Annotated in this window: 14 protein-coding genes and 1 tRNA gene; 11 read left to right on the top strand and 4 right to left on the bottom strand. The window is 64.4% G+C overall.

Annotated features, from left to right (window positions below; all coding sequences use genetic code 11):
- Nucleotides 1–48 precede the first annotated feature (48 nt).
- The gene (locus tag QCM77_RS07285) at nt 49–264 is read left to right on the top strand and encodes a hypothetical protein (RefSeq protein ID WP_279667712.1); all 216 of its coding nucleotides are present in this window, start codon (nt 49–51) and stop codon (nt 262–264) included.
- A gap of 39 nt (nt 265–303) precedes the next feature.
- Here QCM77_RS07285 and QCM77_RS07280 read toward each other — a convergent pair whose 3' ends face one another.
- Nucleotides 304–1992: an MFS transporter gene (locus QCM77_RS07280; RefSeq protein WP_279667711.1), complete on the bottom strand. Its 1689-nt coding sequence runs from the start codon at nt 1990–1992 to the stop codon at nt 304–306.
- A 138-nt stretch (nt 1993–2130) separates the two neighbouring features.
- Here QCM77_RS07280 and QCM77_RS07275 point away from each other — a divergent pair, with 138 nt between their 5' ends.
- From QCM77_RS07275 to QCM77_RS07245, 7 genes are all read left to right on the top strand, one after another.
- Nucleotides 2131–3498 carry a hydrolase gene (locus QCM77_RS07275; RefSeq protein ID WP_279682618.1) on the top strand — a complete coding sequence of 456 codons (1368 nt, stop codon included), beginning with the start codon at nt 2131–2133 and terminating at the stop codon, nt 3496–3498.
- Between the two features lie 34 nt (nt 3499–3532).
- Complete coding sequence (locus tag QCM77_RS07270; protein WP_279682617.1) at nt 3533–4900, top strand: cytochrome P450; 1368 nt, start codon at nt 3533–3535, stop codon at nt 4898–4900.
- Between the two features lie 49 nt (nt 4901–4949).
- Complete coding sequence (locus tag QCM77_RS07265; RefSeq protein WP_279682616.1) at nt 4950–6359, top strand: adenylate/guanylate cyclase domain-containing protein; 1410 nt, start codon at nt 4950–4952, stop codon at nt 6357–6359.
- Between the two features lie 292 nt (nt 6360–6651).
- Nucleotides 6652–7140, top strand: coding sequence for a tellurite resistance TerB family protein (locus QCM77_RS07260; protein WP_279682615.1), 489 nt, complete (start codon nt 6652–6654; stop codon nt 7138–7140).
- Between the two features lie 230 nt (nt 7141–7370).
- Nucleotides 7371–8150, top strand: a complete 780-nt coding sequence (locus tag QCM77_RS07255) for an SDR family NAD(P)-dependent oxidoreductase (RefSeq protein WP_279682614.1) — start codon at nt 7371–7373, stop codon at nt 8148–8150.
- A gap of 126 nt (nt 8151–8276) precedes the next feature.
- Nucleotides 8277–9071, top strand: a complete 795-nt coding sequence (locus QCM77_RS07250; protein WP_279682613.1) for a glutamine amidotransferase — start codon at nt 8277–8279, stop codon at nt 9069–9071.
- Nucleotides 9072–9183: 112 nt separating this feature from the next.
- Entirely contained in the window at nt 9184–9996 is an 813-nt protein-coding gene (locus QCM77_RS07245; protein ID WP_279682612.1) for an enoyl-CoA hydratase, read from the top strand.
- Between the two features lie 113 nt (nt 9997–10109).
- On the opposite strand, the gene QCM77_RS07240 is transcribed toward QCM77_RS07245, so the two are convergent.
- Nucleotides 10110–10185 (bottom strand) — tRNA-Ala (locus QCM77_RS07240).
- Nucleotides 10186–10387: 202 nt separating this feature from the next.
- Between QCM77_RS07240 and QCM77_RS07235 the strand changes: the two genes are divergently transcribed.
- From QCM77_RS07235 to QCM77_RS07225, 3 genes are read left to right on the top strand one after another with little or no spacing between them, the layout of a single operon-like run.
- Nucleotides 10388–10678: a YggT family protein gene (locus QCM77_RS07235; RefSeq protein WP_007598721.1), complete on the top strand. Its 291-nt coding sequence runs from the start codon at nt 10388–10390 to the stop codon at nt 10676–10678.
- Nucleotides 10679–10698: 20 nt separating this feature from the next.
- Entirely contained in the window at nt 10699–11049 is a 351-nt protein-coding gene (locus tag QCM77_RS07230) for a DUF167 domain-containing protein (protein WP_279667704.1), read from the top strand.
- Between the two features lie 10 nt (nt 11050–11059).
- Nucleotides 11060–11944, top strand: a complete 885-nt coding sequence (locus tag QCM77_RS07225) for a bifunctional methylenetetrahydrofolate dehydrogenase/methenyltetrahydrofolate cyclohydrolase (RefSeq protein ID WP_279682611.1) — start codon at nt 11060–11062, stop codon at nt 11942–11944.
- 128 nt (nt 11945–12072) lie between these two features.
- Here QCM77_RS07225 and ppa read toward each other — a convergent pair whose 3' ends face one another.
- Both ppa and QCM77_RS07215 read right to left on the bottom strand, forming a co-directional pair.
- Entirely contained in the window at nt 12073–12606 is a 534-nt protein-coding gene (gene ppa, locus QCM77_RS07220; protein ID WP_279667702.1) for an inorganic diphosphatase, read from the bottom strand.
- A gap of 177 nt (nt 12607–12783) precedes the next feature.
- Nucleotides 12784–13293 (bottom strand): GNAT family N-acetyltransferase, encoded by a 510-nt coding sequence (locus tag QCM77_RS07215; protein ID WP_007598725.1) that lies wholly within the window; start codon nt 13291–13293, stop codon nt 12784–12786.
- Nucleotides 13294–13301 lie beyond the last annotated feature (8 nt).

The raw sequence follows: 13301 nt of genomic DNA, 5'->3' as shown, positions 1-13301 counted from the left end.
TCGCACTAGCTTCGCCCGCACTTTCTTCCGGGCAAGAGGCATTACGCGATGGCCAGATTTCTTTTCATTGTTTGTTTGATTCTGTGCGCGTCGGGCGCATCCGCGCAACAGCAGCCCGGACACGACGCCTGCGCACGCGACGTCACGCGCTTCTGCCGTCCGGTGATGAACAACGGCGATGGCGCCGTGCTCGCTTGCCTCAAGCAGAACCGTACCCGACTCACCAAAGGCTGCGAGAAGGTGCTGACGGATCACGGGCAGTAACCGCCTTCGCCGGGACGACGGCGGAGTGTTTGGCAAAAATTACGTGCTGCTTCCCGCCGCGGTCGCGACCACAGGCAGCACCTCTGCGCTGGCGCGATCCGGCGTATCCTCCTTCCAGCGCACCGAGCCGAACGGACGCTCCAGCATGCGGCGGATTCGCACCGGATCGGGGCCGACGTGGAAGGCGATCGCTTCCTGATGCAGCGCGCGTTCGGATTGGGTCGAGCGGTTGCGCTGGCGCAGATAGTCGAGCCAGGTCGGACAGTGATAGCGCTCCGTCCACAATTCAGGATCGGCGATGTCGCGCGCGATCGACCAGCCATAGGCACCATTGCGCTGCCTGGAGAGTTGCACGTCCTGCATCACATTGTGAAAGGCGCGGGCATTCTCCTGCGAGACTCGGTATTCGATCTCGACCACCAGCGGCCCGCTGCGCGCCGTGAGCGACAGTTTGACTTCCGGATCGGCCAGCACGTCGGCATCCTCGTTGCGCGCGCCTACGCGCGGCATCGCGAGCCAGATCCCGAGCACCGGCGAGATCAGCATCAGGCCGGCGGCCGTCAGCAGCGCGACCTCGACACCGGCGTAGTCGGTGAGATGGCCCCATCCCCAAGCGCCGATCGCGATGCCGCCGGAAATCGAGGCCTGGAACGCCGCGAGCGAGCGGCCGGCGACCCAGCGCGGCGCCGAGAGCTGCACGCCGATATTGAACAGCGCGACGGCAGCCATCCAGACCGCGCCGGCGAGCACCAGCGCGGCCGCGGTCAGCACCGGCTCGGTGCTCACGGCGAGCGCGGCCATCGCAAACGCCATCGAGATGGTGCAGGCGCGGATCGCGGCTTCGCCGCTCATGCGCTTGCGCAATTCGTGGATATTGAGCGCGCCGACCACTGCGCCCATGCCGAAGGCGCCCAACATGATGCCGTAGGTCTGCGCGCCGCCATGCAGCAGGTCGCGCGCGACCAGCGGCATCAGCGCCATGATGGCACCGCCGCACAGACCCATCACCAGCGTGCGCAACAGCACGATCTTGATCGGCGGCGAATTGGTGATGTAGCGGAAGCCCGACACCATGGCGCGGTTGAGCTTCTCCCGCGGCAGGCGCGACGGCTCGGTGTTGCGCCGCCAGAGCAGGAGCACCACCAGCAGCGGCAGATAGAGGATCGCGTTACAGGCAAACGCCGCCACCGCGCCGAGCGCGGCGACGATGACGCCGCCGACGGCCGGACCGAAGCTGCGCGCGATGTTGTAGCTGATGCCGTTCAGCGCGACGGCCGACGGCAGCGCATCGGGCGGCACCTGCTCGCTGACCGAGGACTGCCAGGCGGGACCGAACAGCGCGTTGCCGCTGCCGACCACGAAGCAGAAGGCGAGCAGCGTTTCCGGGGTGATGAGGTTCAGTCCGGCCAGCACCGTGAGCGCGCTCGCGCCGGTCAGCGCGATCGCGAGCGAGATCAGGGTGACGATGCGGCGGTCATACATGTCGGCGATGGCGCCGGCCGGCATCGAGATCAGCATGATCGGCAGCATCAGGGCGGTCTGCACCAGCGCCACCTTGTCCGCCGAGGCCGCCATCTGCGTCATTGCCCAGGCGGCGCCCACGCCCTGGATCAGCAGGCCAAGATTGGAGAGCAGGCTGGCGAGCCAGATGCGCCGGAACACGGTGTACCGCAGCGGCGCGGTGATGCCGTCGGCGGCAATTCTCTGACGGTTCGTCTGCTCGGTCATATCCCCTTCCATATGGGCTGGCAGAAGTGGTTTCGGGTGATTCCGGTATGCTCAGTGATGCCCGCGAAAGTCCTTCGCTGTCCAGTGGTTAGGCCGGTATAAGCGGTGCAAAGAGATGGTTTTGCCGGGGAGGAACACATGAAGCTGTCGCGACGGATGATCTTGCAAGGTGCCGGCAGCTTGCCTTTCGCAATTGCGAGCTGGCGGGCGGGTGCGTTGGCCCAACCCACACCCGCCACTTCGAGCGAGGTGCCTCCGATCCTGTTCGTCCACGGCAATGGCGATTACGACGCGCTCTGGATGACAACCTTGTGGCGGATGGAATCCAACGGCATCGTGCGCGAGCGCATGATGGCGATCAATTTCACCGATCCCAATGCGCGGAGCGATGACAAGGTCGAGCAGGCGGGCCGCTCCTCGACCGAGGACCAGCGCCGCGAGCTCGCCGCCGCCATAGCCGAATTGAAGCGCAGCACCGGCGCGGCCCGCGTGGCGCTGGTCGGCAGCTCGCGCGGCGGCTATGCGATCCGTAACGTGATCAGAGGCGGCGGCGCCGGCGATGTCAGCCACGCCGTCCTGTGCGGCACGCCCAATCATGGCGTGTTCGCGACCGACGACCAGCCCAACAGCGAGTTCAACGGCCGCGGCGCATTCCTGCGCGGCCTGAATGAGGGCGAGAGCGAGGTGACGCCGGGTGTTGCCTTCCTCACCTTGCGCAGCGACGGCATGGACAAATACGCGCAAGCCGATGGCCGCTTCATCGGCAAGCCCGGCACGTCGACGGGCGTCAACGTTGAAGGTCCAGAGTTGAAGGGGGCCACCAACCTCGTGCTCGGCGCACTCGATCATCGCGAGGTGGCGTTTCACCCCCGAGCCTTCCGCGAGATCTACAGATTCATCGCCGGCCGTGAGCCCCAGCGCATCGCGATCGTGCCGGAGCAGAGCGTCAGGCTGAGCGGCCTCGTGACGGGCATGCCGGGCGGCGCGCCGACCAATCGGCCGGTGGCCGGCGCAACCGTCGATATCTTTCGCGTCGATCCTGAAACCGGTGAGCGCAAGGGCAGCGCCGTGCACAGCGCGAAGACCGGCGCCGACGGCCGCTGGGGACCGGCGCAGGTCGAGCCTTCCTGGTCGCTCGAATTTGTCCTGACATCGCCGGATGTGCCGACGACGCACATCTACCGCTCGCCCTTCCCGCGCTCGTCCGACGTGGTACATCTGCGCGCCGCGCGTCCGCTCGGGCTCGCGGACAAGGACGCCGGGGCTGTCGTGATCCTGTCGCGTCCGCGCGGCTATTTCGGCCTGCCGCGCGATGTGGTGCTGCTTGACGGCAAGGAGCCGGCCGACGTCAAATCGGGTGTGCCCACAGATTCGACAGCAACACTGCGCCTTCCGGCCGGCGAGGTCGGGCGTAACATCGTGGTCCAATTCAACGAAGAACGAATTGTGGCACGCGCCTGGCCTGCCTCCGAGAACAGGATTGCGATTGCCGAGCTGACTTACTAGCTATTTGCCTGCGTCACCTCTGCGGGAGAGAGCCATGAATATCGCCAGCGTGCGTCGGCCCATCGTCCCTCCGACCCCGCCGCGTGCGCCCGACGATATGTCGTTCCTCGGCCGGCTTGCAGTGATCAAGCGGAACATGATCGCGACCTGGGGACAGCGCGCCTATGAGGAAGACGTCATCAAGGGCCGCTTCTTCTTCCGCAACAGTTTCATCCTGAACCAGCCGGATGCGATCCGGCATGTCCTGCTCAGCAATTACGAGAATTACTCGCGCACCCCGGCGGGCATCCGCATGCTTCGTCCCGTGCTCGGCGACGGCCTTCTGATTGCGGAGGGCCATTCGTGGACGTTCCAGCGCCGCACCCTCGCGCCGGCGTTCACGCCGCGCGCGACTGCAAATCTCGTCCCGCACATGACGGCGGTGCTCGACGAGACCATCGCGAAGCTGGATGCACGCACGAGCGAGCCGGTCGATCTGCGCGAGATCATGCAGCGCATGACGCTGGAGATCGCCGGACGCACCATGTTCTCGTTCGGCATGGAGCGGCATGGCCCGACCTTGCGCAACTTCGTCATGGAGTATGGAGCCCGACTCGGGCGGCCGTACTTGCTCGACATGGTGCTGCCCCTGTCCTGGCCGAGCCCGATGGATTTTGCCCGCGCCCGTTTCCGTAAGCGCTGGACCGAATTCGTCGCGATGCTGATCGCCGAGCGGCGTGAGATGGGCAAGAAGGACGGCGCGCCGCCGCGCGACCTGTTCGACCTCATGGACGAGGCGCGTGACCCTGAAACCGGCAAGGGCTTTTCGGACGAGCAACTCGTCGACGAAGTCGCGACCATGATCCTCGCGGGTCACGAGACCACGGCGACCGCGCTGTTCTGGGCGCTCTATCTGCTCGCGCTCGATCCCGATACGCAGGAGGAGATCGCCTCCGAGACCCGCGGCGAACATCTCGACAGCATGGCCGACATCGATCGCCGGAAGTTCACCCGCGCCGCGATCGAGGAGACCATGCGGCTCTATCCGCCCGCCTTCCTGATCGCTCGGGCCGCGCGCGAGAAGGATAACGCAGCCGGCGTCGAGATTGGCAAGGGCGACATCATCATGATCGCGCCGTGGCTGCTGCACCGGCACGAGAAGCTGTGGGATCAGCCGAATGCGTTCATTCCAAAACGCTTCATATCGACCGAGCCGCCCGACCGTTTCGCTTATTTGCCGTTCGGTGCGGGTCCACGCGTCTGCGTTGGCGCGCCGTTTGCGCAAGCCGAATCCGTGCTGGCGCTGGCCCGGCTGATCGGCGCATTCCGCGTCGAGCTTGCCGATACCAGCCCTGTCATCCCGATCGGTGTCGTCACGACCCAGCCGGACCGTTCACCCCTGTTCCGCATCACGCGTCGGTGACAGGCGTTCGCCTGGCCGACGCGTGATCCACACCAGATAGAGTTGCGCGATGAGCGATATCCAGGCCCAGTTTTCCGTTCTGAAGCAGACCGCCGATGCGAAGGTGGTCGACGCGATCACGCGCCTCATCGAGGACGGCGAAGATCACGAGCTCAACCGCATCAATGTCCTCGATTTCGCGAGGCAGCACGGTCTCGATGAAGAGCACGCGATCTCGGCATTCCTGCATTCGGCGCGGCTCGGCCTGTTCGATCTCGGCTGGAATGTACTGTGCCCGGGCTGCGGCGGCGTGCTGGGGGCGCATTCGACCCTGAAGGCGCTCAAGCCGGATGAGTATCACTGTGCGCTCTGCGCCTGCGGCTACAAGACCTCCGTCGACGATCAGGTCGAGGTCTCCTTCACTGTCAATTCACGTGTCCGGCGCATTGCGGCGCATGATCCTGATACGCTTCCGGTGTGGGAGTATTTCAAGCAGGTGTTCTGGAGCTCCGGCGTCGACTTCAACAAGGAATCGTTCGCGACGCTCGCCAACGAGGTGACGCTGGATACGATGGAGTTGCCGGCCGGCGAGAAGGCGACCATGTCGCTGCAACTGCCGAACGACTTCATCATCATCTTCGAGCCGGTGACGCACGCGGCCCATTTCATCGACGTGCAGGGCGAGCCGACCAAGGACCGTCAGCAATTCGCCATCATGTACAACAAGGTGCAGGCGCCGACGGGAACCACGACCATGCGGCCGGGCCCGCTGCGGCTGTCGCTGGAGAACCAGGCCGGCGTCCGCGTGCTGCCGTCGGTGTTCATCGCGGCCGAGGCGCTCCATCACCTCATCGGCAAGCGCAAGCCGTTCCTTACCGCCAAGCGGATGCTGTCGAACCAGACGTTTCGCGATGTGTTCAAGGCGGACAATCTCAGTCTCGACCAGCGGCTCCAGATCACCTCGCTGACCTTTCTGTTCACCGATCTGAAGGGGTCAACTGCGCTCTATGAGCGCGTCGGCGATCTCGCCGCCTTCGATCTCGTGCGCGCCCATTTCCACGCGCTGCTCGAGATCATCTCGTCGGAGAAAGGCGCGGTGGTGAAGACCATCGGCGACGCCGTGATGGCGACCTTCGTCCGTCCCGAGCACGCGATCGCGGCGGGTTTGCGGATGCGCGGGGCGATGGACGAGCTCAACAAAAAGCGCGGCACCGCCGACCTCGTCGTCAAGATCGGCATCCACGAAGGTCCGTGCCTCGCGGTGATGCTGAACGAGCGGCAGGATTATTTCGGCCAGACCGTCAACATCGCGGCGCGCGTGCAGAGCCTGTCGACCGCGCAAGAGATCCACATCACCGGCCCGGTGCTGGATGCGCCGGCGGTCGTCGAAGTCCTCAAGCGGCGCGAAATCAGGCCTATCCAGAAGCAGGCCGCTCTGCGCGGCATCGCCGACAAGATGGTGGTGTACGAGATACCGTAATTGGTGTCGTCCCGGCGAAGGCCGGGACCCATACCGCGTGATTTCCGAAACGGGCTGGATGGTCGTTGCCAAGGTCTTCGCCAAACCACAGCCTGTGGTTATGGATCCCGGCCTTCGCCGGGACGACATCTGCGGACTTGGCTTGCCCTACTCCAAAATCACAGCGCTCCAGATTGCCGAAACGTAATGCGGCGCGCGGAACTGACGCACATTGCGCCGGGTGAGTTTCCCGCTCATATAATGCTGGTAGCGGTCGCGCTCCTGCGGCTTCATCGATTTCGGTAGGACTCTTATGCTCGACGGCCTGCGCCAATTCATCGCCGACATTGTTGCTTCCCATGCCCAGGACCGCGCATTCGGCGACAGCGACTACCGGCTGGCGGCGACCGCGTTGCTGGTTCACGTGATCTCGCTGGACGGCCAGCCGACGGCTGCCGAGCAGCGCAAGTTGCACAGCCTGATCGAAAGCCACTTTGGGCTCGATCGCGGCACCGCGGATCGTCTGATCGCGGATGCGACGGAGGTCGAGGGCGAGGCGGTCGATCTCTATCACTTCACCAGCATCATCATGCGCTCGCTCGACGAAGACGACCGCAAGCGCATCGTCCGGATGATGTGGGAGCTGGTCTATGCCGACGGTCAGGTCACCGAGTTCGAGGACAACGTCGTCTGGCGCGCCTCCGACCTGCTCGGGGTCTCGCAGCGCGACCGGATCGACCTGAAGCACGCGGTCGCAGACCACGCTGGTGGCCGGGTCAAGGACAACGCTGTCGGCGGCTGATCCGGGCCAACCGGCGAATTGCCGGTTGTGCGGAACCACATGACAAAACTTTAATGTAGCCTCTGCGTTGCCTGGGTTCCGGATTTCCCTGCAAATCCGCGGTTTTCTGCCTCTCCCTGTTTCCCGCTCAGATGGGCCATGCTGCGGGCGCCGCTTGCCTGTCGCGCACGGCCTATGCTCTCGTTCCGGAATTGCGGGGCCAAAAAACTTCAATTGAAGAGACTTCGATCGTGACTGAGCGGGTAACGTTGATCACCGGGGCCTCGGCGGGCATCGGCACGGAGCTGGCGCGTGTGTTCGCCGCGAACGGACACCGTCTTGCGCTGACGGCGCGACGCGCGGACCGGCTCGAGGCGCTCGCGAACGAGCTCGCCGCCAAGGGCGGCAAGAGGCCGATCGTGATCGTCTGCGATCTCCAGGACACAGGTGCCGGCGAGAAGATTGCGGCGGCGCTCGCCGCCGAAGGCGTCGAGCTCGATCATCTCGTCAACAATGCCGGCTTCGGCGTATTCGGTGACGCGATCGAGCGTGACCGCGTCGAGCAGGTCGGCATCGTCGATGTCAACGTCCGGGCTCTGACGGATCTGTCGCTGCGCTTTGCCGATCAGCTCATCAGGAACAAGGGCGGTCTTCTCAACGTCGGATCCGTCGCCGGTTTTATGCCCGGCCCCGGCATGGCGGTCTACTACGCGTCCAAGGCCTATGTCATATCTCTCACTGAGGCCTTGCGGGCGGAGCTTGCACCGCACGGCGTTCGCGTCACGGTACTTTGCCCGGGTCCGGTGCCCACCGAATTCCAGGCGCGCGCCGGCGTCGGGTCCGGACATGATACGGCCCTTCTCAATGTTTCTGCCGCCGATGTCGCACGGCAGGCCTATCGCGGCCTGATGGCCAACAAACGGGCAGTCCTTCCCGGTCTGGGCATCAAGATTGTGCCGTTCGCGCTGCGTTTCTTCCCGCGCGGCTTCATCCTGTCCGCCACAAATCGGTTCCAGAGGCAACGGCACTAAAGAGAGCTCTGCGTCCGAAGTGGCCCGGAGCTTGCTTCACTATCGGGCGTGTGTGCGCAAACTCACACGAAATTAACGATCGCTTAGTTATGCTGGCGGTCTGAACCGATAGCACTCGCAGAGACCATGTCGTTCCGGACGGACAGGTTTGGTGGCGCAGAAGTGGTGCCCTTCCCCAGAAGGATGCCGAACGTCGCCGCTCCCGAAACCCGGTTGCCGGTTCTGATTATCCTGCATCAGGAATCCTCGACACCCGGCCGCGTCGGCAATGCGCTACGCGCGCTCGGCCATCGCCTCGACATCCGCCGTCCCCGCTTCGGCGATGCCCTGCCAGAGACGCTCGACCAGCATGCCGGCGCCGTGGTCTTCGGCGGCCCGATGAGCGCCAACGATTCCGACGACTACATCCGCCGCGAGATCGACTGGATCGAAATTCCGCTGCGCGAGCAGCGGCCGTTTCTCGGCATCTGCCTCGGTGCACAGATGCTCGCGAAGCAGTTAGGAGCTCGCGTTGCGCCGCATGCCGATGCGCTGACCCAGATCGGTTACTACCCGATCCGCCCGACGTCTGCAGGCCGTGCGTTGTGCCGGGACTGGCCGGCGCAGGTCTACCATTGGCATCGCGAAGGCTTCGAGCTGCCGGTCGGCACCGAGCTGCTTGCGGAAGGTGACGATTTTCCGGTGCAGGCGTTCCGCACGGGCAACGCTTTCGGCGTGCAGTTCCATCCCGACGTGACCTACGCGATGATGCATCGCTGGACCACGCGCGGCTATGACGGCTTCAGCGCGCCCGGCGCGCGGCAGCGGCATCATCATTTCGCGGATCGTGCGGTGTACGATGCTGCAGAACGCGCCTGGCTCGATCATTTCATCGACGGCTGGCTGGCGCGGCGTCCCGTGTTGGCGCAAGCCGCCGAGTGATCGCGCCTTCGCGCAGAGGTCCTTGGCGCAAGCCCTTGTCTCATCCCTGAATATGCTAGGCTCGCTGCCAACGAGCGCGCGAACATGCGCCGGCAAATATAGGGAGAGCGCCATGGCCTATGAACACATTCTCTATGAGGTCAGCGACAAGGTCGCGACCATCACGCTCAATCGCCCCGACCGCATGAATGCGTGGACGCCCATCATGGAGCGCGACGTGCGCCATGCGATGGAAGCATCGAGCGCCGATGACAATGTCCGCGTCATTGTGCTCACCGGCGCGGGCCGCGCGTTCTGCGCCGGTGCCGACATGGATGCACTGAAGGGGCTCGACCCTGACGACGTCAGGCGCGCGTCGAACCTGCCGCCCTTCGACATGAATCGCCGGCCCGACTGGCAGACACGCTATGGCTTCTACCCCTCGATCGGCAAACCTGTCATCGCCATGCTCAATGGCGCGACTGCCGGCATCGGCCTCGTCCACGCGCTCTATTGCGACCTGCGCTTTGCCGCCGACAACACCGTGTTCACCACCGCCTTCGCGCGGCGCGGCCTGATTGCCGAGCATGGCATCAGCTGGATGCTGCCGCGCATCGTCGGTCACGCCAATGCGATGGATCTGCTGCTCTCGGCGAGGCGCGTGGGGAGCGACGAGGCATTGCGGATCGGCTTGGTGAATCGGCTCTGCCCGCCGGAAAAACTCCGCGAGGAGACCTATGCCTATGCGCGCGACCTCGCCGATTTCGTCTCGCCGAGCGCGATGGCCGTGATCAAGCGGCAGCTCTACGAGGTGCCGTTCCAGACGCTGGCGGAGGCGACGATCGAAGCCAACCGGGAAATGATGGTGGCGCTGAGCGGCAGCGATTTCCGGGAGGGGGTCGCGAGTTTCATGGAGAAGCGGCCGCCAAGGTTTACGGGGAAGTAGGGGGGTGATCCGTCTGAGACAGTCCGTCTTCGCCCTTTGGGCTTCGCCGGACACCACGCTTCGCCCTTCAGGCTCCTCGTGGCTGCGCCACGCGTAGCCCGAAGGGCGAAGCGTGGTGGAGCCAGGCGGGATCGAACCGCCGACCTCGTCATTGCGAACGACGCGCTCTCCCAGCTGAGCTATGGCCCCATTTGCGGCCGCTCTGGTCAATGCGGCCGACAACCGGGCGCCATTTAAGTCCCCGGCAAGGTCAAGTCAAGGACGGGTGTAACCCGGTTTTAGCCATCCCGGCACCGACTTCCCTTGTTTGGGCCGGGGGGAACCGATATCTAGCAAAAGGGGTCAATCCCGACCGAAGCCAGAGTTTTCAGAAGCCAGAGTTTCAAAAGCCATGCGTGCCGTTCTCGACATCGTCATCATCGTGCTCGACCTCTACGTCTGGCTGCTGATCGCGTCCGCGATCCTGTCCTGGCTGATCGCCTTCAACGTCGTGAACACCCGCAACCAGTTCGTTTCGGCGGTGGCAGAGTTCCTGTACCGAATCACTGAGCCGGTCCTGGCGCCGATTCGCAATTTCCTGCCCAGCCTCGGCGGCCTCGACATCTCGCCGATCATCCTGATCCTGCTCATCATGTTCATCGAGCGGGTGATCCTGTACTACATCTACCCGAACGTGATCTAAGCGGGCTGGAGCGCCTTAGGTTGCCAAAGAACCTTGTTATCAAGGAACCTTGGCGTTACTCGGCCGCAGGCATCAGCATCGCGCTGCGGGTGACGCCGCGCGGCGGCCGCGACGACATCGACGGGATCGAGCAGCTGGCCGATGGCCGCAGCGTGCTCAAGGTGCGGGTGCGCGCCATTGCCGATGGCGGCGAAGCCAACAAGGCCGTTCTGGTGCTGCTGGCGAAATCGCTTGGCGTGCCCAAGGCCAGCGTAAAACTGCTATCCGGAGCGACCTCGCGGCTTAAGCAGATCGCGGTCGATGGCGACCCGGCGCGGCTCGGCGAAGCCCTGCGCCAGCTCGCCCAAGCCAAATCGAAATCGATAGACTGAGGGAACTGACATGACGGCCAGGATCATCGATGGAAAGATCATCGCTGCGGACCTCCGTGGCCGCGTCGCGGATGAGGTCGCCCGCGTCAAGCGCGAGCACAATCTGGTGCCGGGCCTTGCGGTGGTCCTGGTCGGAAGCGACCCGGCGAGCGAGGTCTATGTCCGCTCGAAACACACCCAGACCCAGGCCGCCGGCATGGCCTCGTTCGAGCACAAGCTGCCAGCCGACGTCTCGCAAGCAGATCTCCTGGCGCTGGTCACAAAACTCAACCGCGATTCCGCCGTGCACGGCATTCTGGTGCAACTGCCACTGCCCAAGGGCCTCAACACCGAGGCCGTCGTCAACGCCATCGACCCGGCCAAGGATGTCGACGGGCTGCATCCGAACAATGCCGGCCGCCTCGCCGGCGGTTTCGAGGCTCTGTCGCCCTGCACGCCGCTCGGCTGCATCATTTTGACCAAGAGCGTGCATGGTTCGCTCGAAGGCATGAACGCCATCGTCATCGGCCGCTCCAACCTCGTCGGCCGCCCGCTGGTGCAGCTGCTGCTGAACGAGAACGCCACGGTGACCATCGCGCATTCGCGCTCGCGCGACCTGCCAGGGCTCGTGAAGCGCGCCGACCTCGTCTACGCTGCGGTCGGAAAGTCCGAGATGGTGCGCGGCGACTGGCTGAAGCCGGGGGCGACCGTGATCGACGTCGGCATCAACCGGATCCCGAAGGACGACGGCAAGACGCGTCTCGTCGGCGATGTCGCCTATCAGGAAGCGCTCGCAGTGGCCGGCGCCATCACGCCCGTGCCGGGCGGTGTCGGCCAGATGACGGTCGCCTGCTTGCTCGTGAACACATTGCGCGCGGCTTGCGCGATTGCAGGGCTGCCGAAGCCGGCGGTGTAACTAAATTTTCGTGCCCCGGACGCAGTGCAACGATGCGCTGCTGAGCCGGGGTCCAGTGCAGGTGGCACCCTGGGTCCCGGCTCTGCGGCGCATCACTTCGTGATGCACCGCGTCCGGGACACGAAAGCTCAGGCCTTCTTCTTCTCGCGATCGATGCCTTCGAGGATCAGCTTATGCGCATCCTCCGGGCCGCCCCAGCGCAGGATCTTCACCCATTTGCCCGGCTCGAGATCCTTGTAGTGCTCGAAGAAGTGCTGGATCTGCTGCAGCGTGATGTCCGGCAGGTCACTGTAGGATTTCACCTTGTCGTAGCGCTGGGTGAGCTTGGACGAGGGCACCGCCAAAATCTTCTCGTCGCCGCCGGCTTCGTCTTCCATGAACAGCACGCCGACCGGGCGTACGCTCATGACGGCGCCGGGGATGATGGCGCGGGTGTTGATGATGAGGACGTCGCAGGGGTCGCCGTCATCGGACAGCGTGTGCGGGATGAAGCCGTAGTTACCGGGGTAACGCATCGGCGTGTAGAGGAAGCGGTCGACCACCAGCGTGCCGGCTTCCTTGTCCATCTCGTATTTGATCGGTTCGCCGCCGACGGGGACTTCGATGATGACGTTGACGTCGTGTGGCACGTTTTTCCCGATCGAGACCGCATCGATACGCATTCAAGGCTCCGTTGTTGCCGAGGCTAAATCGCGCCCGGCAGCGATTTTGGCACTGTCATACGCGGGCTTGACCCGCCTATCCATCGTGTTTTTGTGAAATAATGAATCCGGCGATCACCGGCTCAAAAGGCAACGATATCGACGGACGGGAAACGCTGCCGAGCGGACTTCAGCAGCTCAATTGGTCCAAGCGAAGGCAACCTTGTCGAGCGACTTTGGCCCGAAACGCTCCGAGGAGCGCGCCACCATGCGGCCGCCCAAGGCGCGGTAGAACTCGGTGGCCGGATCGTTGTCCGAGAGCGCCCACACCACCATGCTCTTCAGGCCGCTCTGCATCAGGTCGCGGCGGGCCGCGGTGAACAGGCGGCGGCCGAAGCCCAGGCCCTGGAATTCGGGACGCAGATAGAGCTCGTAGACCTCGCCGTCGAAATGCAGGCTGCGGGCGCGGTTGCGACCGTAATTGGCGTAGCCCGCGATCTTGTCGCCGAATACGAGCACGCTGACGCGGCTGCCCTTGCGGATCGCGCTATCCCACCATTGCGGACCGCGGCGGTTGATCAGCTTTTCCAGCTCGGCGCCGGGAATAATGCCCTGATAGGCCGAACGCCAGGCTTCGTCATGGGTGGACGCGACCGCAGTTGCATCTGCAGCTTTGGCCGGCCGGACCTCGATCAGGGTTGTGCTCATGGACGTGA

The sequence above is a fragment of the Bradyrhizobium nivariense genome (assembly GCF_029846695.2).
Taxonomy (GTDB): domain Bacteria; phylum Pseudomonadota; class Alphaproteobacteria; order Rhizobiales; family Xanthobacteraceae; genus Bradyrhizobium.
This window is presented reverse-complemented; position numbering and strand designations above follow the sequence as displayed.

Coding starts and splice junctions, on each gene's coding strand:
- QCM77_RS07285 (WP_279667712.1), top strand. CDS start 49: ATGGCCAGATTTCTTTTCATTGTTTGTTTGATTCTGTGCGCGTCGGGC.
- QCM77_RS07280 (WP_279667711.1), bottom strand. CDS start 1,992: ATGACCGAGCAGACGAACCGTCAGAGAATTGCCGCCGACGGCATCACC.
- QCM77_RS07275 (WP_279682618.1), top strand. CDS start 2,131: ATGAAGCTGTCGCGACGGATGATCTTGCAAGGTGCCGGCAGCTTGCCT.
- QCM77_RS07270 (WP_279682617.1), top strand. CDS start 3,533: ATGAATATCGCCAGCGTGCGTCGGCCCATCGTCCCTCCGACCCCGCCG.
- QCM77_RS07265 (WP_279682616.1), top strand. CDS start 4,950: ATGAGCGATATCCAGGCCCAGTTTTCCGTTCTGAAGCAGACCGCCGAT.
- QCM77_RS07260 (WP_279682615.1), top strand. CDS start 6,652: ATGCTCGACGGCCTGCGCCAATTCATCGCCGACATTGTTGCTTCCCAT.
- QCM77_RS07250 (WP_279682613.1), top strand. CDS start 8,277: ATGTCGTTCCGGACGGACAGGTTTGGTGGCGCAGAAGTGGTGCCCTTC.
- QCM77_RS07245 (WP_279682612.1), top strand. CDS start 9,184: ATGGCCTATGAACACATTCTCTATGAGGTCAGCGACAAGGTCGCGACC.
- QCM77_RS07235 (WP_007598721.1), top strand. CDS start 10,388: ATGCGTGCCGTTCTCGACATCGTCATCATCGTGCTCGACCTCTACGTC.
- QCM77_RS07225 (WP_279682611.1), top strand. CDS start 11,060: ATGACGGCCAGGATCATCGATGGAAAGATCATCGCTGCGGACCTCCGT.
- ppa (WP_279667702.1), bottom strand. CDS start 12,606: ATGCGTATCGATGCGGTCTCGATCGGGAAAAACGTGCCACACGACGTC.
- QCM77_RS07215 (WP_007598725.1), bottom strand. CDS start 13,293: ATGAGCACAACCCTGATCGAGGTCCGGCCGGCCAAAGCTGCAGATGCA.